This is a genomic window from Streptomyces pacificus (assembly GCF_011766325.1).
GTDB classification, from domain to species: Bacteria; Actinomycetota; Actinomycetes; order Streptomycetales; family Streptomycetaceae; genus Streptomyces; species Streptomyces pacificus.
The window spans coordinates 25,646-45,845 of sequence record NZ_BLLG01000007.1 but is presented as its reverse complement, the minus strand read 5'-3'; the positions used below and the strand labels follow the sequence as shown (position 1 = coordinate 45,845).

The 20,200-nt window shown below is 72.6% G+C and carries 21 protein-coding genes; 8 read left to right on the top strand and 13 right to left on the bottom strand.

What is annotated here, in order from left to right; genetic code table 11:
* Positions 1–89 precede the first annotated feature (89 nt).
* Together SCWH03_RS29770 and SCWH03_RS14045 are read right to left on the bottom strand one after the other, a co-directional pair.
* Positions 90–236: a hypothetical protein gene (locus SCWH03_RS29770; protein WP_308788872.1), complete on the bottom strand. Its 147-nt coding sequence runs from the start codon at positions 234–236 to the stop codon at positions 90–92.
* A 438-nt stretch (positions 237–674) separates the two neighbouring features.
* On the bottom strand, positions 675–1,328 hold the full coding sequence (locus tag SCWH03_RS14045) for an RsiG family protein (RefSeq protein ID WP_173264571.1): 654 nt from the start codon (positions 1,326–1,328) through the stop codon (positions 675–677).
* 146 nt (positions 1,329–1,474) lie between these two features.
* Between SCWH03_RS14045 and dtd the strand changes: the two genes are divergently transcribed.
* On the top strand, positions 1,475–1,900 hold the full coding sequence (dtd, locus tag SCWH03_RS14040) for a D-aminoacyl-tRNA deacylase (protein WP_173264570.1): 426 nt from the start codon (positions 1,475–1,477) through the stop codon (positions 1,898–1,900).
* Positions 1,901–2,324: 424 nt separating this feature from the next.
* Here the strand turns inward: dtd and ygfZ are convergent, their stop codons facing one another.
* From ygfZ to SCWH03_RS14025, 3 genes are all read right to left on the bottom strand, one after another.
* Positions 2,325–3,290 (bottom strand): CAF17-like 4Fe-4S cluster assembly/insertion protein YgfZ, encoded by a 966-nt coding sequence (gene ygfZ / locus SCWH03_RS14035; RefSeq protein WP_173264569.1) that lies wholly within the window; start codon positions 3,288–3,290, stop codon positions 2,325–2,327.
* 10 nt (positions 3,291–3,300) lie between these two features.
* Positions 3,301–3,738, bottom strand: a complete 438-nt coding sequence (locus SCWH03_RS14030) for a Fur family transcriptional regulator (RefSeq protein WP_173264568.1) — start codon at positions 3,736–3,738, stop codon at positions 3,301–3,303.
* A gap of 225 nt (positions 3,739–3,963) precedes the next feature.
* Positions 3,964–4,536, bottom strand: coding sequence for a heme-binding beta-barrel domain-containing protein (locus SCWH03_RS14025; protein WP_173264567.1), 573 nt, complete (start codon positions 4,534–4,536; stop codon positions 3,964–3,966).
* 245 nt (positions 4,537–4,781) lie between these two features.
* On the opposite strand from SCWH03_RS14025, the gene SCWH03_RS14020 reads away from it, so the two are divergent.
* Positions 4,782–5,144: a DsrE family protein gene (locus SCWH03_RS14020; protein WP_173264566.1), complete on the top strand. Its 363-nt coding sequence runs from the start codon at positions 4,782–4,784 to the stop codon at positions 5,142–5,144.
* Between the two features lie 485 nt (positions 5,145–5,629).
* Here the strand turns inward: SCWH03_RS14020 and SCWH03_RS14015 are convergent, their stop codons facing one another.
* The 7 genes from SCWH03_RS14015 to SCWH03_RS13990 form a co-directional block, all read right to left on the bottom strand.
* Complete coding sequence (locus SCWH03_RS14015; RefSeq protein WP_173264565.1) at positions 5,630–5,935, bottom strand: DUF3099 domain-containing protein; 306 nt, start codon at positions 5,933–5,935, stop codon at positions 5,630–5,632.
* Between the two features lie 152 nt (positions 5,936–6,087).
* Positions 6,088–6,375 (bottom strand): DUF1416 domain-containing protein, encoded by a 288-nt coding sequence (locus tag SCWH03_RS14010; protein WP_173264564.1) that lies wholly within the window; start codon positions 6,373–6,375, stop codon positions 6,088–6,090.
* Between the two features lie 116 nt (positions 6,376–6,491).
* Entirely contained in the window at positions 6,492–7,337 is an 846-nt protein-coding gene (locus SCWH03_RS14005; RefSeq protein WP_173264563.1) for a sulfurtransferase, read from the bottom strand.
* Between the two features lie 150 nt (positions 7,338–7,487).
* Entirely contained in the window at positions 7,488–7,568 is an 81-nt protein-coding gene (locus SCWH03_RS29880; protein ID WP_371872679.1) for a putative leader peptide, read from the bottom strand.
* 402 nt (positions 7,569–7,970) lie between these two features.
* The gene (locus SCWH03_RS14000) at positions 7,971–8,660 is read right to left on the bottom strand and encodes an LmeA family phospholipid-binding protein (protein ID WP_173264562.1); all 690 of its coding nucleotides are present in this window, start codon (positions 8,658–8,660) and stop codon (positions 7,971–7,973) included.
* A gap of 206 nt (positions 8,661–8,866) precedes the next feature.
* Positions 8,867–10,237: a hypothetical protein gene (locus tag SCWH03_RS13995; RefSeq protein WP_173264561.1), complete on the bottom strand. Its 1,371-nt coding sequence runs from the start codon at positions 10,235–10,237 to the stop codon at positions 8,867–8,869.
* 10 nt (positions 10,238–10,247) lie between these two features.
* On the bottom strand, positions 10,248–10,502 hold the full coding sequence (locus SCWH03_RS13990) for a MoaD/ThiS family protein (RefSeq protein WP_173264738.1): 255 nt from the start codon (positions 10,500–10,502) through the stop codon (positions 10,248–10,250).
* Between the two features lie 721 nt (positions 10,503–11,223).
* Here SCWH03_RS13990 and SCWH03_RS13985 point away from each other — a divergent pair.
* From SCWH03_RS13985 to SCWH03_RS13965, 5 genes are all read left to right on the top strand, one after another.
* A complete protein-coding gene (locus tag SCWH03_RS13985; protein WP_173264560.1) occupies positions 11,224–11,997 on the top strand; it encodes a response regulator transcription factor in 774 nt (257 codons plus the stop codon).
* A gap of 136 nt (positions 11,998–12,133) precedes the next feature.
* Complete coding sequence (locus SCWH03_RS13980; protein WP_173264559.1) at positions 12,134–13,159, top strand: LacI family DNA-binding transcriptional regulator; 1,026 nt, start codon at positions 12,134–12,136, stop codon at positions 13,157–13,159.
* 395 nt (positions 13,160–13,554) lie between these two features.
* Positions 13,555–14,706: a S1C family serine protease gene (locus SCWH03_RS13975; protein WP_173264558.1), complete on the top strand. Its 1,152-nt coding sequence runs from the start codon at positions 13,555–13,557 to the stop codon at positions 14,704–14,706.
* Positions 14,707–14,726: 20 nt separating this feature from the next.
* On the top strand, positions 14,727–15,455 hold the full coding sequence (locus SCWH03_RS13970) for a response regulator transcription factor (RefSeq protein WP_173264557.1): 729 nt from the start codon (positions 14,727–14,729) through the stop codon (positions 15,453–15,455).
* Positions 15,452–16,924: a sensor histidine kinase gene (locus SCWH03_RS13965; protein ID WP_173264556.1), complete on the top strand. Its 1,473-nt coding sequence runs from the start codon at positions 15,452–15,454 to the stop codon at positions 16,922–16,924. Before SCWH03_RS13970 ends, SCWH03_RS13965 begins: the two co-directional genes overlap by 4 nt.
* A 273-nt stretch (positions 16,925–17,197) precedes the next feature.
* Here the strand turns inward: SCWH03_RS13965 and SCWH03_RS13960 are convergent, their stop codons facing one another.
* Positions 17,198–19,024 carry a bifunctional metallophosphatase/5'-nucleotidase gene (locus SCWH03_RS13960; RefSeq protein ID WP_173264555.1) on the bottom strand — a complete coding sequence of 609 codons (1,827 nt, stop codon included), beginning with the start codon at positions 19,022–19,024 and terminating at the stop codon, positions 17,198–17,200.
* A gap of 137 nt (positions 19,025–19,161) precedes the next feature.
* Here SCWH03_RS13960 and mshD point away from each other — a divergent pair, with 137 nt between their 5' ends.
* Positions 19,162–20,088, top strand: a complete 927-nt coding sequence (mshD, locus tag SCWH03_RS13955; protein ID WP_173264554.1) for a mycothiol synthase — start codon at positions 19,162–19,164, stop codon at positions 20,086–20,088.
* The last annotated feature ends 112 nt before the right edge of the window (positions 20,089–20,200 follow it).

Below are 20,200 nucleotides of genomic sequence, written 5' to 3'. Positions count from 1 at the left end.
ACGAGAAGGATTCCTAGCTCACTCTGCCTGACCGTCAGCGACGGATTGACGGGCCGCAGACCTCGGTGGCACTCGCCGGGACGCCACCGTCAGTCGTGGGGAACGCCCGGCAGCAGGGCCATGTCCTCATCGGCCAGCCGCAGCGCGCCCGCCGCCACGTTCTCCTCCAGTTGCGCGGGATCCCCCGTGCCCGGGATCGCGAGCGAGCGCTCCCCGAGTCCCAGCGTCCACGCCACGCGGACCTGGGCCGGGCTTGCGCCGTGCGCTCGGGCGACGGTGCGGAGGGGGTCGTGCTCGGTACCGGTGGCTCCCGGCACCCGGCCCCGCCCCGCCCCGCGATGGCGAAGAACGGTACGTACGCGATGCCCTGGCCACCGCGACCGGCTGGGCGGATGATCGAGCAGGGCGGTCGGCGGCCCCGAGCCGAGTCGCCACCCGGCCCGCCGGCGCCGCACCCGGCCGCGAACCGGGTGCGGGTCCGGCGGTGCCGTTCGAACGCTTCGGGCGCTTCGCGCACTTGGGGCGCTTCTCACGCTTCTCACGCTTCAGGCGCTTCAGGCGCTTCAGCCGCTTCGGGCCCGCGGGCTCCGTACGCGGGCCCCAGACGCAAGCCGGCACGCTCCGCCACACCGAGCCGAGGACCCGCGGGCGGGGCGCGCAGGCCGCGCGGCACCTCACATGAGCAGGTCGTCCACCTGCGCTTCGCCCTCGCGGTACCGGCGGGCGATCTCCGCGCTGCAGTCGTCCGCGGTGCGCTGCAACCGCTGCCGCTGCCCGGACACTTCCTGCTCGTAGCCCGCGAGCCGCCCCATCGCCGCGCGCAGTTCGTCGTCCGTGCGCGCGTCCAGGTCGGACAGCTCGACCTCGGAGAGCATCTCCGCGGCCAGCAGCCGGTACTCCTCACCGTGCGGCTCGGACAGCGTGACATGCCGGGCCGAACTTCCGCGCCTGGACGGCGGGTCGGCGAGGATACGGGAGAGCCGGTCGACCACGTCGGCGTCCGGTCCGAGCCGCTCCGGTCCGGACGCCGCGCCGGGGAGCAGCGGGGACGGCGGTGCCGCACGCCGGGACAGCTCCGCACGCAGGATGTCGATCCGGCCCTGCAGCAGCCGCCGCACATAGCTCAGATCGGCCTCGTCCCGCTGGGACTCCTTGCGCAGGGCCCGCAGCTCCGGCAGCCGCAGCGCGGCGAGATCGGGCGCACCGGCGGAGTCGGGACGGCTCTCACCGGTGCGCTGCGCGGGCGGGCGGGCGGTGGCGGCTCCCGTCCAGGCGCCGCGGGTCGTCTGTACGGGACCGGGCGACTGCCCGGTGCCAGGTGTGCTCATGCGTGAATCAGTCCCCTCGACCGGTGCCTGAGGTCTCCCCCGTGCCCGGAGGGCCGAAGGGATGCACCGGCTCCGTGCATCGTGCCACTACGAACGGTGCCCATGCAGGCGCTCTGCACCCGTTCAGCCCCGATAGGTTGGTCTGTATGCGTGCAGTGGTGCAAAGGGTCGACGGTGCGAGCGTCGAGGTGGCCGATGAGACCGTGGGAGAGATCGTCGGCGAGGGGCTGTGCGTCCTGGTGGGGGTGACGCACGGCGACACGTCCGAGCAGGCGGCGCAGCTGGCCCGCAAGCTGTGGTCGGTGCGGATCCTCGAAGGCGAGAAGTCCTGCTCGGATGTGAACGCCCCGTTGCTGGTGATCTCGCAGTTCACTCTCTACGGGGACGCCCGCAAGGGCCGCCGGCCTACCTGGAACGCCGCGGCGCCCGGCGAGATCGCCGAGCCGCTTGTCGACGAGGTGGTGGCGCGGCTGCGGGAGCTGGGAGCGCGGGTGGAGACGGGCCGGTTCGGGGCACGTATGAGGGTGTCGCTCACCAACAGCGGCCCGTTCACGGTACTGATCGAGGTGTAGGCGCTGCCGCCACCCCGCTCCGGGGCCACACGGGGTGGGGCGGCATATACGGGCCGACGCGGAGCGAGCCGGCATATGCCGGGTCGGCACCCGACGGGCCCGCCCGCGCCGGGCCGGCGCGGCCAGGTGAACCGGCGGTGGCCGGGTACGGGTGATCCGCGCTTTCCGCAGCAGGCTCCCGGGGCGCTGCGGTACCTCGGGACCCGCGCCCCTCCCGGGGCCCGGGGTGCCCGGGCGCCGTACTCCCGGGGCACCCACGGTGTCCGGCCCGCAGGAGCAGTACGGCAGCGGGACGCGACGGGACCGCCGAAGCTCCCGCCCTGGATGCCCGGTTCACGGCTCGCCCCGGAATGCGCGCGGGGGTGAAGGCCAACGGTGGGAAACCGGGCACGGCGGAAGCGATTTCACGATCTTGAGGGCACCGCTACGGCTCGACCACGACCTCCTGGGCCGCCGCCGTGCTCCCGGCCATCAGTTCCGCGTCCACCGGTACGTTCCGCTTCACCAGGGCCAGGGCGATCGGGCCCAGCTCGTGGTGGCGTGCCGACGTCGTGACGAAGCCGAGCCGGCGGCCGTCCGCACCGTCCGCGGCCAGCCGGACCGGCGTACCGTGCCCCGGGAGATGCACCTCGCTGCCGTCGAGGTGCAGGAACACCAGCCGGCGCGGCGGTTTCCCCAGGTTGTGGACGCGTGCCACGGTCTCCTGCCCCCGGTAGCAGCCCTTCTGCAGGTGCACGGCGGCGCCGATCAGCCCGAGTTCGTGCGGAATGGTGCGGTGGTCGGTCTCGAAGCCCAGCCGCGGGCGGTGCGTCTCCACCCGCAGGGCCTCGTACGCCAGGACACCGATCGCCGGGCCGTTGGCCGCGGCGTACGACTCCAGCGCGGCACGCGGGAGGAACAAGTCGCGGCCCTGCGGGGTCTCCCGTACGACCACGCCTTCGGGGGCCTCCGCGATCGAACCGGCCGGCAGGAACACCACGGCGAACTCGTCCGTACGGTCACCGATGTCCACCTGGTAGAAGAACTTCATCGACTCCAGGTACGCGAGGAGCGCCTCCCGGGTCCCCGGTTCGACATGGGCCCACACCGTCTCGCCGTCGTCCACGAGGTACAGCGCGTGCTCGATGTGGCCGTGCGCGGAGAGGATCAGCGCCTCGGCGGCCTCCCCGGGGGGCAGCCCGCTGACGTGCTGGGTGAGCAGCAGATGCAGCCAGGCGAGCCGGTCCTTCCCGGAGACGGTGATCACACCCCGGTGCGAGAGGTCGACGAAACCGGTGCCGCCGGCGAGGGCACGCTGCTCGCGGAACAGGTCGCCGTAATGCGCGGCGACACCTTCGTCGCGCCCCTCGGCCGGGACGGCGCCGGGCAGGGACAGCAGAGGGCTCTTCATGGGCCCAAGCCTACGACCGGCCGTCCGCGACCCGTCCCTCGCACTTCACGCACCGGCCGAAGATCGCGAAATGCTTCATATCGGTGGCGAAGCCGAACTTCTCCCGGAGTTCCGCGGTGAACCCGGCGGCCACGTCGACGTCCGCCTCGATCACGTCCCCGCAGTCGCGGCAGACCAGGTGGAGGTGGTGGTGCCGGTCCGCCAGGTGGTAGGTGGGGGCGCCGTGCCCGAGGTGGGCGTGCGAGACCAGGCCAAGCTCCTCCAGCAGCTCCAAGGTCCGGTAGACCGTCGAGATGTTCACCCCGGACGCGGTCTTGCGCACCTCGACGAGGATGTCGTCGGGCGTCGCGTGCTCCAGGGCGTCAACGGCCTCGAGGACGAGCTGGCGCTGCGGGGTCAGACGGTAACCGCGCCGCCGCAGATCACTCTTCCAGTCGGTGCTCACCACACGTCCAGTGTAGGCAGCCGGGGCCGGGGCCGGGACCGCGTCGGGACGCGGTCCCGCCCGCGCCCCCGTTCGCCGTGCGGGAGCCGCGGCCGGTCCCCGGGAACTGCGCCTGCGGTCCGGTCCGTACCGCGCGCGGTACGGACGGCCGAGGGCACGCAGGGCGCGCACGGCACGCACGGCACGGACCGCTGCGCGAGCCGGGGCAGGCGCAGGGGCCACTTCAGGTCACTTGAAGAAGGCGATGCCGTCGTCCGGCAGATCACCGAGGTCCTTGGCCCATGCCTCGACCTGCTCGGGCGTGACGGTCTTCTTCAGGTGAGCCGACATATAGGGCCGCAGCGGCACCTCGGGGGTGGACTTCTCACCGACCCACATCAGGTCGCCCTTCACATAGCCGTAGAGCCGTTTGCCGGCGGCGTACGGCGGGGCGGAGACGGTGCGCGCGACCGCGTCCGTGGCCAGGTCGATCTGCGGCTTCTTGTCCGCGAGGTCGCCGTACCAGACCTCCACGACGCCCTGGTCGCGCACCATCACGACCTCGACCTTCCGGTCCTTGTCGATCCTCCAGTAGCCGGACTCGCTCTCCAGGGGGCGGACCTTCCTGCCCTCGGAGTCCAGCACCCAGCTGTGCGAGACGTACTCGATGAAGTCCCGGCCGTCGTGGCTGAAGGTCACGGACTGGCCGAAGTTGCACTTCTCCGAGCCGGGGAAGTCGGACACGCCGACGCCTTCCCAGGTGCCGAGGAGAAACGCGAGCGGCACGAGCTCGGGGTTGAGGTCTGACGGGATCTCGATCATGGCTGGCTCTGTCGGTCAGTGGGATAAGGACTAGCGCTGGCCCTGGTACAGCTTCTTCACGGCCAGGCCGGTGAAGGCGAGGACGCCCACACACACCAGGACCAGCAGCAGTTCGAAGAAAACAATCACAGGTGCTCCTCGGATGAGCGCGAAGGCAGATCGGGCCGCACCCCAGCTTAGTCGGCGGGGGCGCGGCGCTCTCCGCGAGGGCGGCCGGACAGCCTCCCCCCGTTACAGTGCGTCCCATGGCCAAGAAGCTCGTGATCAAGGTGACCGCCGGGGCCGACGCCCCCGAACGCTGCTCGCAGGCCTTCACGGTCGCCGCCGTCGCGGTGGCGAGCGGAGTGGAGGTCTCGCTCTGGCTGACGGGCGAGTCGTCGTGGTTCGCCCTGCCGGGCCGGGCCGCGGAATTCGAACTCCCGCACGCGGCACCGCTGCCGGATCTCATCGAGTCGGTCCTGGCGGCCGGGCGAGTCACGCTCTGCACGCAGTGCGCGGCACGGCGCGAGATCACACAGAAGGACGTGATCGGAGGCGTACGGATCGCGGGCGCGCAGGTCTTCGTGAGCGAGGCGATGGCCGACGGCACCCAGGCACTCGTCTACTAGTGCCGCATCAGGCGAATGTGCCCCGTCGCGGCGGGACCGGGTCGGCGGCGAGGCCGGGGCCGCCGGTGTCGAACCGCGCCCCGTCCGGGCTTGGGGCAGCCCGTAAGCGGACACCCTGTCAGTCGTGAGCGCGTGAGCGCGTGAGCGCCCGTACCGGTCACGCGGATCGGCGGCGTAACTGAGGGCCTCCGCCGTGGACGCGGCCCGGTTGGTTGAGGCCGTGTCCGTCCTCGCGATGCGTCGCCGGCGTCGAATCCCTCGGCCGGCGTGGGCAGGGGGAGGGCGCCCGCGAAAAGCGCTCCGCGACCTCGGCGAGGTCGCGGCGGGCACGCTGCGGCGGCAGGTGACACCGGGCGGCAGCTTCAGCACCAGGCCGGCACCCCTGCGCGAGGTGGCCGGCGACCGGGCCGCACCCGGAGATCGCCGACGCGATCCCGGGTGATCCGGCTCGCCGGGCACCACACCACGGAGACGAACCCGAAGCGTCACGGAGACGAACCCGAACCCGGGCCCTGATCGGGCCCCTGGTCCTGACCCGGCTTCCGCCTGCCGTCCAGTTCGTCCCACCACTCGTCGGACTGCGGATCACCCGATGGGTCGTCCCACCAGCGGTCCTCCGGCCCCCGCCGGTTCGCCACCACCGCCGCGAGCGGCGGGATCACCATGGCGACGACGCACATGGCCACGGCGACCGGCACCGACCACAGACGTACGAAGGCCCAGGCGGAGACGAAGAGGACGAGGCATCCGCCCATCAGCAGGAAGTAGGCGTGACGGCGCCGCGCGTACATGCCTCCAGCGTAGGACGCGGCGCATCCGGCGGCAGCCAGGGCCACGCCGCCTGCGGGAAGGGCACCGCCGACGGCACGAAGGGCCGCACCCGTGTCCAGGAAAGCGTCCAACCCCCTGGGGTGCGGCCCTTCGGCCGGTCCGGACCGGGCCGTCAGACGGCGATGGCCACCTCGGAGAGGCCGCCCGTCTGCGCGACGACCGTACGGTCCGCCGTGCCGCCAGGGACGAGGGCCCGCACGGTCCACGTCCCTTCCGCCGCGTAGAAGCGGAACTGCCCGGTCGCCGAGGTCGGGACCTCGGCGGTGAATTCGCCGGTCGCGTCCAGCAGGCGCACATAGCCGGTGACCGGCTCGCCGTCGCGGGTCACCTGGCCCTGGATAGTGGTCTCACCGGGCTTGATCGTCGAGGCGTCGGGGCCGCCGGCCTTCGCTCCACACATGCTTTTCCGTCCTTACGGTCGAGGGGTCGGGGTCCGGAGGCCCGGGAGTTCCGGGAGTTCCGGGAGTTCCGGGAGTTCCGGGGAGACCGGAACGTGCCTTCCGGAGGGTCCGGGACTCACGCGTTGGCGCCGAGCTCGATCGGGACGCCGACGAGCGAGCCGTACTCGGTCCAGGAACCGTCGTAGTTCTTGACGTTCTCCACATCGAGCAGCTCGTGCAGGACGAACCAGGTCAGGGCGGAGCGCTCACCGATGCGGCAGTAGGCGATGGTGTCCTTCGCCAGGTCGACCTGCTCCCCGGCGTAGAGGGCCTTGAGCTCGTCGTCCGACTTGAAGGTGCCGTCGTCGTTGGCGTTCTTCGACCAGGGGATGTTACGGGCGGTCGGCACGTGGCCGGGGCGCTGCGACTGCTCCTGCGGCAGATGGGCCGGGGCGAGCAGCTTGCCGCTGAACTCGTCGGGCGAACGGACGTCCACCAGGTTCAGGCTGCCGATCGCGGCCACCACGTCGTCGCGGAACGCGCGGATGGACGCGTCCTGGGCCTTGGCCTTGTACTCGGTGGCGGGGCGCTCCGGGACCTCGGAACCGTCGACGAGGTCGCGGGAGTCGAGCTCCCACTTCTTGCGCCCGCCGTCGAGGAGCTTCACGTCCTGGTGGCCGTAGAGCTTGAAGTACCAGTACGCGTACGAGGCGAACCAGTTGTTGTTGCCTCCGTAGAGGACGACGGTGTCGTCGTTGCCGATCCCCTTCTCCGACAGGAGCTTCTCGAAGCCGGCCTGGTCCACGAAGTCACGGCGGACCGGGTCCTGGAGGTCCTTCTGCCAGTCGATCCGGACGGCGTTCTTGATGTGGTTCTTGTCGTAGGCCGAGGTGTCCTCGTCGACCTCGACGACGACGACCTTCGGGTCGTCGAGGCGGGCCTCGACCCAGTCGGCGTCTACCAGAACGTCGCTGCGGCTCATGCTGTCTCTCCTCCGGGGCAGTGTGCGGCGAGTGTGCGCTGGGGTCTCGCGCGGGATGTGCGGTACGCCGCGAGGGCGTCGGGCACGGGGTTGGCCCTGATCCATGGCAGGTCAGAAGGGCCCGGGGAATACGGAAGCCGACGCTTCCGCTCAGATGCCGCGACAGAGCATGGCGGCGACACGGCACAGGTCGACTGCCCGCCGCTTCGTGAGTTCCGCCTGTCGCTTCATGTGTCCGATCGTAGGGACGAGTCGGCGGCCGTGTCACCGGCATGTCGTATCGTGAGACACGATCGTCCGAATTATGGAATGATCGACCACCACCCGGCCCACCGGGCAGGACGGCGGGACGGTCGCCGGGCGCACCATCTGCGGAGCGGACAGAAACGTCTCAGCATCCGACCGGGCAACAACCGGGGCGCGGAAGCGGCCCCGTCGCCGAGCCGCCCGGCACAGCAGCAGGGCACCCGGGCGCCCGGCGGCAGGACGGCAGGCGGCAGGCGGCAGGCGCGAACCGGCGAACCCGTCCAGTAGCGCGAACAGCGCGGGCGCGCCACGGGCGGCAGGCGGCAGGCGGCAGGCGGCAGGCGGCAGGCGGCAGGCGGCAGGCGAACGGATACCCGGCGGGCGGCTTCAGCCGGTCAGCGGAACGTTTCTGCCCGTGACGGTGATGACGAAGCCGCCCTCCTCCACCTGTACCTTCTCCAGTTCCATCCCCTGCGGCAGACCGCTGATCTCCCGGTCGAAGTCGGTCTTCTGCCGGATGAGGTTCTCGAGCATCGGTATGCCCTCCCCGGGCACCTCGTCGGCCCGCACCCGGATCGTGCCCCCGTCGACCAGGCTGACCGTGGAGACCACGCTGCGGGACAGCGTCCGGCCGCCGATGTCGACCGTGCCGGTGACCTTCACCTTGCCGTTTCCGCCGTACGCCACCGTGACGTCCTCTTCGACCGCCTTGGCGAGGTCGGCGTACGAAATGCGGGCGGTACCGGTCGCGGTCGTCGCCGTGGCACTGGAGAAGCCGCCGCCGAGACGCACATCGCGCAGCGCGGCAGACATCTCGCTGATGACCATCCTGCGCCCGCCGGCGCTCGCCTCGACGCCCCGGACGGTGACGTCGACACGCTCCAGTTCCTTCCCCGCGACCTGGGTCAGGAAGGGGAAGCCCGCGATCGACACCTCTGTCGTGCCGGAAGCACCCTGGCGAGCCCTGACCTTCTCGGCGGCCTCCTGCTCCGCGTAGGAGAGCAGCAGCCGGTCCGCGGCGACGAAGAGGCCGCCCAGGACCACCGCGGTGATCAGCAGTATTCGCAGTGCGCGCACGCGTGTTTCTCCCACCCCTGTCGACACCGCTCCCGGACGGAAGCGGACTCAGTGATCGACGTTCCTGGCACGTCGGTGGTTCCCGGACCGGACCGGCCCGGACCGGGGGACCACGACCGGGGGGCCAGGACCGGCACCAGCCCGGCACGGTCCGGTCCGGTCCGGTCCGGGCGAGGCCGATCCGGTACGGGCCGGCCTCGCCGAGGTCAGCCGATCGCCCGTCCGAGCAGCAGCACGATCGGCGCCGCGGCGGTGAGCGGCAGTGCGACACCGGCCGTCATGTGCACGAACCGGGAGGGGTAGTCGTAGCTCGCCACCCGCAGGCCCACCAGAGCACACATCCCGGCCCCCATGGCCGGCAGCACCGCGGCCGTACCGACACCGCTCACCGCACCCGCCACGGCACCGGCGGCAGCGGCTCCCAGCAGGGCCACCGCCGCGGAAGCGGCTCCGGGGAGCGGCAGCGCCCGGGCCAGCGCCGCGGCGGCGACCGCTGCACCACCTGCCGTGACCGCCCCCGGGGCGGCTGCGAGGAACCCGGCCGCGACGATCGTCAGCGCGGCGGAGGCGATCGTCGCCATCAGTCCGTACATCCGCTCGTCCGCCGACGCACGGCTGCGCAGCTGCAGCACGAGCGTGAGGAGAACCCACACGCCGAGGGTGCCGATGAGCGCGGCCGGGGCGTGCTCCCGGCCCGCGGCCAGCAGCACGGCATCGGCGGCGAGACCGCCGGCGAAGGCGAGCGCGATGCCCTGGCGTGCGGGCCACATCCCGTTCAGCCTGAACCAACCGGCCGCGGTGAGTCCCTGCAGCGCGATCAGCGGGAACAGCAGCAGGTACGGGGAGGCGCCGGCGGTCGCCGCGAGCAGCAGACCGAGGAGGGCCGTGAGGCCGGCGGGCCGCACACCGGGCGGGATGATCGGCGAACGGCCCTCGGCGCGGGCGCGCTGGGCATCGGTGACCCGGGTGTTGCCCAGGGTGGTGGGTGCGCCGTACGCGGGCGCGGCACCCGCGGGGGATCCGCCCGCCGCCGGGGGTTCCGGCACCGGGCCGTAGGAGGCGCCCTGCGGTCCGTACCCCGCGGGCGCGCCCGGCCGCCCCTCCGGCGGCAGCGGGTGCGCCGTACGGGGCGACGGGGACGCCCCCACCGGCGGCGGATACGCGGTATCCGCGGCGGCTGCGCCCACGCGGTGACCGCCGCCCGGCGCGGGGTGACCGCCGTCGGGTGCGTACGCGGCGCCCTGCGGATGCGGACCACCCTGCGCATACGGGCCGCCCTGCGCATACGGGTTGCCCTGCGCGTACGGAACACCCTGGGGCCCCAGGGCGCCCGGCGCGTGGTGACCGTCGCCCGGCGCGTACGCGGCGCCCTGCGCATACGGGCCGCCCTGCGCATACGGGGCGTGCTGCGCGTGGTCGACCACCGGCTGGTACTGGGTGTCCCAGGTCTGCCCTTCCCAGGTCTGGGTCACGTGGTGGTCCGGCGGATTGTGCCAGGTCCCGGCGGCATGCGGTTCCGGTGGATTCTGTCCGTAGGGGTCGTGGGCACCGTACGGATTCTGCTGGTCGCTGCTCATGCTCTGCGGTTCACCCTCCTGCGAACGGCGGGAGCACCTCGACCGTGCCGCCCTCGGCCAGCCGTACGGTCTCATGCCCGCGGGTCCCCACGGGCGCGCCGTCGACGAGGAAGGAGCACCGCCTGAGTACCCGGACGAGTTCGCCCGGATGCCTCTCACGGACGGCCTCCAGCGCCTCGGCAAGGTTCTCCGCGGCGTACGGCTCCTCGGCCACCCCGGCTGCGGCCTTGGCCGCAGCCCAGTAGCGGATGGTCCCCGCTGCCATCGCGGCACTCCTCTCCCCGTCGTCTTCTTCCGTCTGTCCGCTCATCGACTGCCCATCATGGGCTATGCGCGGACGGGCCAGTCCCCGAGGCGCTCAAGCAGCGCGTCGCCGGCCGTGTTCCCGCACTGGCCCCGCCGACCCCACCCGACGCGCCACCCGCACCGGCCCTGTCGACCCCACCAAGCTCACCGGCCCCACCGCACTCACCCGCCCCACCGAACCGGTTGAACCCGCCGAACCCACCGAACCGGTCGAACCCGCCGAACCGGCCCACCGGACGGCGCCCCGGCTCCCCTCGTACCCGGCCGCGCGGGGCTCCTGGCGGGCCCCGACGCACACCCCGTCGAAGGTCCTCGAAGTTGCGCGCACCGATCCCGGGGTGATCGAGGAAACATCCACACGGTGGAATCGGCCCTCCGACCCGGCGGTCATGTGGGCTATTCTGCTGGGCAGAGGATCCGGGCGACGCAGCCCCCGGGTCCTTTTGTGTTTGCAGGCCGTTGTTACAGACAGGTGAACGAGGCGATCGCGGAACCCCTGGGCGCGGGAGGCCGCGACCGGGCAAGAAGCAGGTGCCGCACAGTCCCCGCGCGGCCTTCGGGTGTCGCGGGGACCCCCTCTCGCAGGGACGAGGAGGAACCGACGTCATGGGCGAGCGAACCGTGCACGACCGACCAACGACCACCCGGACAGGGGCGGCGGCCGGGGCAGGTGGGGCGCGATGAGTTCCCTGCTGCTCCTCACCAACGCCCTCCAGCCGTCCACGGAGGTGCTTCCCGCACTCGGCCTCCTGCTCCACAACGTGCGGGTCGCCCCTGCGGAGGGCCCGGCCCTCGTCGACACCCCGGGCGCCGACGTGATCCTGGTCGACGGGCGGCGGGACCTGCCCCAGGTGCGCAGCCTCTGCCAGCTGCTCCGCTCCACCGGGCCCGGCTGCCCGCTGATCCTCGTCGTCACGGAGGGCGGTCTCGCGGCCGTCACCGCCGACTGGGGCATCGACGACGTGCTGCTGGACACCGCCGGGCCCGCCGAGGTGGAGGCCCGGCTGCGGCTGGCGACGGGCCGCCGGCAGCTCACATCCGACGACTCCCCCCTGGAGATCCGCAACGGTGATCTGTCCGTCGACGAGGCGACGTACAGCGCGAAGCTGAAGGGCAGGGTCCTGGACCTGACCTTCAAGGAGTTCGAACTGCTGAAGTACCTGGCCCAGCACCCCGGCCGGGTCTTCACCCGGGCCCAGCTGCTCCAGGAGGTCTGGGGCTACGACTACTTCGGCGGCACGCGCACGGTCGACGTGCATGTGCGGCGGCTGCGCGCCAAGCTCGGCCCCGAGCACGAGTCCCTCATCGGGACCGTGCGCAACGTGGGCTACCGCTTCGTCAGCCCCGAGAAGCCGGAGAAGGCCGAGCGCCCGGCGGAGGGGGCGGCCGCCGCGAAGGCGAAGCGGGCGCCGGCCGGATCCACCGCCCCGAGCGCCGACGTGATCGAGGCGTGACCGACGGCGTGACCGACGGCGTGACCGACGGCGTGACCGAGGGCGTGACCGACGACGCGGACGGGGGCGCGGCCGGGGGTGTCGAAGCCGCCGTACGCCCTGCCCGGAGGTAGGTCACCACGCGTAGACTGCGCGCGTGGCCAAGGTGACGCGGGACGATGTGGCGCGACTGGCGGGTACTTCGACCGCGGTCGTCAGCTATGTCATCAACAACGGACCCCGGCCGGTCGCACCGGCCACGCGCGAGCGGGTACTCGCCGCGATCAAGGAGCTGGGCTACCGGCCCGACCGGGTGGCGCAGGCGATGGCCTCCCGGCGCACCGACCTCATAGGCATGATCGTGCCGGACGCCAGGCAGCCGTTCTTCGCGGAGATGGCCCACGCGGTGGAGCGGGCCGCGGCCGACCGCGGAAAGATGGTCCTGGTCGGCAACTCGGACTACCGCGACGAGCGCGAGGTCCACTATCTGCGGGCCTTTCTCGGTATGCGGGTCGCCGGGCTGATCCTGGTCAGCCAGGGCCCGAGCGACCGGGCCGCGGCGGAGATCGAGGCCTGGGACGCCCGTGTGGTGCTGCTCCACGAACGCCCCGAAGCGATCGACGACGTCGCCGTCGTGACGGACGACATCGGCGGTGCGCAGCTCGCCACGCGGCATCTGCTGGAGCACGGTCACCCGTATGTGGCGTGCCTCGGCGGGGTCGAGGAGACCCCGTCGGTGGGCGACCCGGTGGCCGACCACGTCGAGGGCTGGCGGCGGGCGATGCTGGAGTCCGGGCGGTCCACGGAGGGCCGTCTGTTCTCGGCGCCGTACAACCGGTACGACGCCTATCGCCTGGCCCTGGAGCTGCTGTCGGGCGCCCAGCGGCCTCCGGCGATCTTCTGCGCGACGGACGACCAGGCGATCGGGGTGCTGAGGGCGGCCCGGGAGCTGCGGATCGACGTTCCCGGTGAACTCGCCGTGGCGGGCTTCGACGACGTCAAGGAGGCCGCGCTGACCGATCCGCCGCTGACGACGATCGCATCCGACCGGCCGGCGATGGCCCGCGCGGCGGTCGACCTGGTGCTGGACGACGGTCTGCGGGTGGTCGGATCGCGGCGGGAGCGGGTCAGGCTGTTCCCCTCGGCGCTGATCGTGCGCCGCTCCTGCGGCTGCGACGGCTGACCCGAGGCGAGGGGGGCCTTCCGGGCGACCGGAGGGCACGGGCACCCGAAGCGGCCGACCGGAGGGCACGGGCACCCGAACCGGGCGGGCACGGGCCGCCGGGCCGGACGAGTGCGGACACCCGGGCCGCGCCGCACGGACACCCGCACCGGATGGGCACGGACACCCGGGCCGCGCGAGCGGGACCCCCGGCCCCCGGGCGCCGCCGATGCCCCGCAGGGGCGGCACGCAGCCCTGGCAAGGGCGGGCAGGGCCTACGGGGCCGGGCCACGGATTGTCCCGCAGGGGACTTCGGGACCGCGGGGACGTCGATTTTACATGGCGCATACACGCTTCTGTCGGGCTTCTCAGGGCGTCCTCAGCGCTCTTTCATGTACGGGCCCGACAGTCGTCATATGACGGACCACCACCACCACCGCAGCGGCGACGACGGCACCCCCTCCGGCCCCGCGTACCCGCACTCGGACCCGCACGCTCCCTCGCAAGCGCAGGCACAAGCGCAGGCTCAAGCGCCGGCACAAGCGCACGGGGACGGGTACGGGGACGCGTACCCGCCCGCCTCCCCGTACCCGTACCCGTACCCGGACCCCGGCGACGGGACGTACCCACCGCCGCCACCGCACGCCCCCGAGGCGTCCGCAGCCACCGGCCACCGGGCCCGCGCCAAGCGGCCCGTCGCGCTGATCGCGGCCGTGGCCATCGCGGCCGCTGCCGTCGGCGGCGGGGCCGCGGCGCTCGTGGAGCAGTTCACCACCACGACCGCGACCGCAGCCTCAGCGGCCGTCAACGGAACGACGGTGTCCCAGAGCGCCAAGGGCACCGTCGCGGGTGTCGCACAGGCCGTCTCCCCCAGCATCGTGGAGATCAACGCCACGTCCGGCGCGGGCGAGTCCACCGGCTCGGGCGTGATCATCACCTCGGACGGCGAGATCGTGACCAACAACCACGTGGTCGCCGGAGCCGACACGGTCAAGGTCACACTCAGCGACGGCAGCACGTACACCGCGGACGTCGTCGGTACCGACCCCGACAAGGATCTGGCGCTGATCGAGGTGCAGGGGGCCGAGGGCCTGACAGCGGCCACCCTCGGCGACTCGAGCAGTGTGGAGGTCGGCGACGAGGTCGTCGCGATCGGCTCCCCCGAGGGCCTCACCGGTACCGTGACCAGCGGCATCGTCTCGGCCCTCGACCGGGACGTGACCGTCGCCAAGGACGAGGGGGACGCCGGCGGCGCGGGGCAAGGGCAGGGGCGGCAGAGCCCGCGGGAGATCTGGCCCTTCGAGTTCGGCGGCCGGCAGTTCAACGGCGACACCGGCGACACCAAGACCACCTACAAGGCCATCCAGACCGACGCCTCGCTCAACCCGGGCAACTCCGGCGGCGCGCTGATCAACATGAACGGTGAGATCATCGGCATCAACTCCGCCATGTACTCGCCCAGTTCCGCAACCGGTTCGACCGCGGGCAGCGTCGGTCTCGGGTTCGCCATCCCCATCGACACCGTCAAGGCCGACCTGGACACCCTCCGCGCGGGCGGCGACGCCTGAGAGCGTGCGACGCTGGGGCCATGACCTCCACACCGGACGACGGCGGGCGCATCCTCGTCGTCGACGACGAGCCCGCAGTACGCGAGGCGCTCCAGCGCAGCCTCGCCTTCGAGGGGTACACCGCCGATATCGCCGTCGACGGCGCCGATGCGCTCGCCAAGGTGGAGTCCTGCCGGCCGGACCTGGTCGTCCTGGACGTCCAGATGCCGCGCATGGACGGACTGACCGCGGCGCGCAGGCTGCGGTCGGCCGGCTCCACCCTGCCGATCCTGATGCTGACCGCCCGGGACACCGTCGGCGACCGCGTCACCGGCCTCGACGCCGGGGCCGACGACTACCTGGTGAAGCCGTTCGAGCTGGACGAGCTGCTGGCGCGGATCAGGGCACTGCTGCGGCGCAGTTCGTATGCGGCCGCCGGGCCCGGCGGCGGGGACCCCGGCGAGGTGCTGTCGTTCGCCGACCTCCGGATGGACCTGGTCACCCGCGAGGTCACCCGCGGCGCGCGCCGGGTCGGGCTGACCCGTACCGAGTTCACCCTGCTGGAGCTGTTCCTGGCGCACCCGAGGCAGGTACTGACCCGCGAGCAGATCCTCAAGACCGTCTGGGGCTTCGACTTCGAGCCGAGCTCCAACTCACTTGACGTCTATGTGATGTATCTGCGCCGCAAGACCGAGGCGGGCGGGGAGCCGCGGCTGGTCCACACCGTCCGGGGAGTGGGCTACGCACTGCGGGAGGGTTCGCCGGAGTGATCCGCAGATTCCGCGCCCTGCCGCTGCGGTCACGACTGGCGCTGCTGACGGCGACCGCCGTGGCGGCCGCGGTCGCCGCGGTCGCCGTCGCCTGCTGGCTGCTGGCACGGGCGCAGCTGCGCGACGAACTCGACAACTCGCTGCGCAACACCAGTGCGCCGCCCGACTCGGTCGCGACCGCGCTGGCCGCGTGCGGGACAACACCTGCGAGGACAACCGACGACGCGCGGGCCTTCGCGTACGTCCAGGTCCTCCTCCCCGACGGCACCCGGTGCGCCACCCCGTACACGGAGCCGGTGAAGGTGAAGCCCGACGACCTCGCCGTGGCGCAGGGGCTGCGGAAGGACGCACTGCACGGCAGCGTCACGGACGACGGCGACGAGGTGCGGGTCCACACCGTGTCCCGGCCGGTGCGGGGCCAGCAGGTCGCCGTCATGGTCGCCCGGCCCCTCAACGAGATCGACACCGCCCTGAGCCGCCTCGCCCTCCTCCTCACCTTCCTCGCCGGCGCCGGGGTCGTCGCCGCCGGTGCCGCCGGCCTGTGGGTCGCCCGCACCGGTCTGAAGCCCGTCGACCGGCTCACCGACGCCGTCGAGCACGTGGCCCGCACCGAGGACCTGACCGTGCGGATCCCGGTGGAGGGCGAGGACGAGATCGCACGGCTCTCGCGCTCCTTCAACCAGATGACCGCGGCGCTGGCGTCCTCCCGGGACCGGCAGGCGCAGCTCATCGCGGACGCCGGCCACGAGCTGCGCACCCCGCTGACCTCGCTGCGGACGAACATCGACCTGCTGGTCCGCAGCGAGCAGACCGGCCGGGCCCTGCCGCCGGGGGACCGGACGGCGCTGCTGGCCTCCGTGCGGGCGCAGATGTCCGAGCTCGCCGCGCTGATCGGCGATCTCCAGGAGCTGTCCCGGCCGGACAGCGCGGCGCCCGGCCAAGTCCGGGTCGTCGCGCTGCACGAGATCACCCGGAGCGCGCTGGAGCGGGCGCGGCTGCGCGGCCCCGAGCTCAGGATGGAGGCCGGGCTGCGGCCCTGGTACGTGCGGGCCGAGCCCGCGGCTCTGGAGCGGGCCGTCGTGAACGTGCTGGACAACGCGGTGAAGTTCTCGCCGCGGCGCGGGACGGTCGAGGTGGGGCTCGACCGCGGGGTGCTGACGGTGCGCGATCACGGCCCCGGGGTGCCGCCGGAGGAACTCCCCCATGTCTTCGAGCGGTTCTGGCGCTCGCCGTCGGCCCGTGCGCTGCCCGGCTCGGGACTGGGGCTGTCGATCGTGGCCAGAACCGTGCGGCAGGCGGGCGGGGAGGTGGAGCTGCGTCCGGCGGAGGGCGGCGGCACCGTGGCGGTGATCCGGCTGCCGGGGGCGCCGACCCCTCCGCCGGGGGCGCCGGACGTCTCGCCGGAAGTGCCGGACGTCTCGCCGGAGGTGCGGTCGGTCGTGCCGGATGCGGGCTCCGACCGGCCCTGACCGGGTGTTCGCGGTACGGGGACCGCGCGAAGCGACGGGCCCTGACAGGAGCCGCGGGGAAACCGGCGAACCGGCGGCCGGAACGCCGGCGGGAGGCGAACCGGCGGCCCGAACACCCGGCGGAAGGCGAACCGGCGGCCCGAACACCCGGCGGAAGGCGAACCGGCGGATCGGAAAGCCACCGGGAGGCCGGCCGGCGGAGACCGCGGGGAGTACGGCAGGGGGCGGCGGACCCGCGGTCCGCCGCCCCCTGCCTTCGCCCGGCTCAGCAGGTCACTCGACGACCGTGATCCGGCCCGTGGCCGGCGGCGCCAGCGGGGCGTCCGGGCTGGAGTGCGCGGCGAAGTAGGCGTTGAGCATGTCCAGGTCGGACGCGCCCACCAGCTTGTTCCCGTGCTCCTTGAGCACGGCGAAGCCGTCGCCGCCGCCCGCGAGGAACTCGTTCATCGCGACACGGTACGTCCTGGCCAGGTCGATCGGCTCGCCGTTCAGCCGCACCGAGTCCGTGACGATCCGGTCGGCGCCGCTCTTCGTCATGTCCAGGGTGTAGGTGAAGCCGCTCGACACCTGGAGGATCTTCGGTGCGGCCTGGTTGGCGCCGCTGACCTGCTGCTGCAGAGCCGTGATCAGCTGCGCGCCGGTCAGGTCGACCGCCGTCACCATGTTGGTGAACGGCTGTACGGTGAACGCCTCGCCGTAGGTCACGACGCCGTCGCCCTCGCTGCCGGACGCCTGGTGGACCAGGCCGGCGCGGATGCCGCCCGGGTTCATCAGCGCGAGCTGCGCGCCGCCCTTGTCGGCCGGGGCCATGCCCTCCAGCTGCGCGTCGGCGATCAGGTTGCCGGCCGGGCGCTCGGGCGCGCCGGAGGGGTTCTCGATGTCCGCGGAGATGTAGCCGACCGGCCTGCCGGCGATCGGCGCGGCCAGCGCGTCCCAGCGGTCGATCAGCCGCGTCATGTCCGCGGCCTTGGGCACGTCACGGGTGACGACGTGGTTGGCGGAGGCCACGGACGTGCGCACGATGTCGCCGGTGCGGCGGTCGTAGGTGAGCGTCGTGTCCGTGTAGAGCCTGCCGAACGAGGCGGCCGAGGTGACCGTGCGCGGCGTGCCGGACGGGTCCGGGATCGTACACGCGTACGCCTGATGGGTGTGACCGGTGATCAGCGCGTCGACCTGGGGGCTGACGTTCTTGGCGATGTCGACGATCGGGCCGGAGATGCCGTCGCCCGGGCCGGGGCTGTCGCAGTCGTAGTTGTACGAGCCGGAGGCCGGCGCGCCGCCCTCGTGCAGCAGCGCGACGATCGACTTCACGCCCTTGCGCTCGAGCACCTTGGCGTACTTGTTGATCGTCTCTATCTCGTCGCCGAACTTCAGGCCCTTGATGCCCTCGGCGCTGACGATGTCCGGGGTGCCCTCCAGGGTGACGCCGATGAAGCCGATCCTCACCCCGTCCTTCTCCCAGACGAAGTAGGGGTCCAGCAGCGGGCGGCCGGACTTCTCGTCGGTGACGTTGGCCGCGAGGTACGGGAAGTCAGCCCCGCGGAAGGTCTTCGGCTTGCCGTTGGCCTTCTTCTCGTAGCAGCCCTCGACCGGGTGGCAGCCGCCGTTTTGGAGCCGGGCGAGCTCCCTGGCACCCTCGTCGAACTCGTGGTTGCCGACCGAGGTCACATCGAGCTTCAGCTTGTTCAGCGCCTCGATGGTCGGCTCGTCGTGGAAGAGGCCGGAGAGCATCGGCGAGGCGCCGACCATGTCGCCGGCGGCGGCCGTGATGGAGTAGCGGTTGCCCTTGCGGGCCTCGCGCAGATGCGTGGCGAGGTACTCGACGCCGCCCGCGTCGATGGTGTGGGTGGTGCCGTCCTCGTCGGCGTGGGTGACGCGGCCCGCCGAGCCGGCGGGCGGCTGCAGGTTGCCGTGCAGGTCGTTGAAGGACAGCAGTTGGACGTCGACGGTGCGGCCGTAGCCGTATCCGTGGTCCTGGCCGTGCCTCTCGCCGCGGTCGTGAGCCCCCGCGGGCATCGCGGCGACGAGTGCGCCGACAGTGGTCAGTCCGGCGGCGGCCGCGATGATGCGGCGGCGCCTCTGGTGCGATGTGGCTGACATCTGTCCCCTTGTCCGTTCAGCGTGAAATGACTGTCCTCAGCCGGGCAGCCTAGAGTCAACGCGCGTAGCGCGACAGGGGGTAGCGGGTTACGAGCTGGTATCCGATCGGGTTCGGGCGGGCGCCGTACCCTCGTCGTATGACTGACGCAGCTCCCGCCGCCATCGAGCCCGGCCGGCAGATCACGACGCTTGACGAGCTCACCCCCGAGCTGGCCGACGACGTACTCGGCATGCTGTCCGCAGCCGCCGACGCCGACGGGGTCCAGGCCGTCTCGGAACAGGGCCGGCTGTATCTGCGCCACGGCCGGCGCGAGGGCGTACGGCACTTCGTGCTCACCGTGGCCGGGGACCTCCGCGGGTACGCGCAACTGGAAGGCACCGACCCGGTGGAGGCCCCCGCCGCCGAACTGGTCGTCCACCCGGCACACCGCGGCCGCGGCCACGGCCGGGCCCTGGGCAACGCGGTGCTCGGCGCCTCCGGCAAGCGGCTGCGGATGTGGGCGCACGGCGGCAAGTCCGCGGCCCGCCATCTCGCCCAGGTGCTCGGCCTGAGCCTGTTCCGTGAACTGCGGCAGCTGCGCCGCCCGTTGGCTCCGCTCGACATTCCGGAACCCGCCCTTCCGGACGGTGTCACGGTCCGCGCCTTCGCGCCCGGCCGGGACGACACCGCCTGGCTCGCGGTCAACGCGGCCGCCTTCGCCCACCACCCCGAACAGGGCTCGATCACCCAGCGCGACCTCGACGACCGCAAGGAGGAGGCCTGGTTCGACCCCAAGGGCTTCTTCCTCGCCGAGCGCGACGGCGAGATCGTGGGCTTCCACTGGACGAAGCTGCACGCCGAGGACCAGCTCGGCGAGGTGTATGTACTGGGCATCCGCCCCGACACCCAGGGCACCGGCCTCGGCGGGGCCCTGACCGCGATCGGGCTGCGCCACCTCGCGGCCCAGGGGGTGCCCACGGCCATGCTGTACGTCGACGCCGACAACCCGGCGGCCCTGCGGGTGTACGAGCGGCTCGGGTTCACCACGCACGAGGTGGACCTGATGTACCGCACGGAGACGTGAACCGCCCGCAGCGGCAGGGGCGAGCCCCGGGGGCGCACCGCGCGGGCCGGCCGACAGCTCACGGACGACCGGCCCGGACGCGGACGCCGCGGCGGGCAGCTCCTGCCGCACT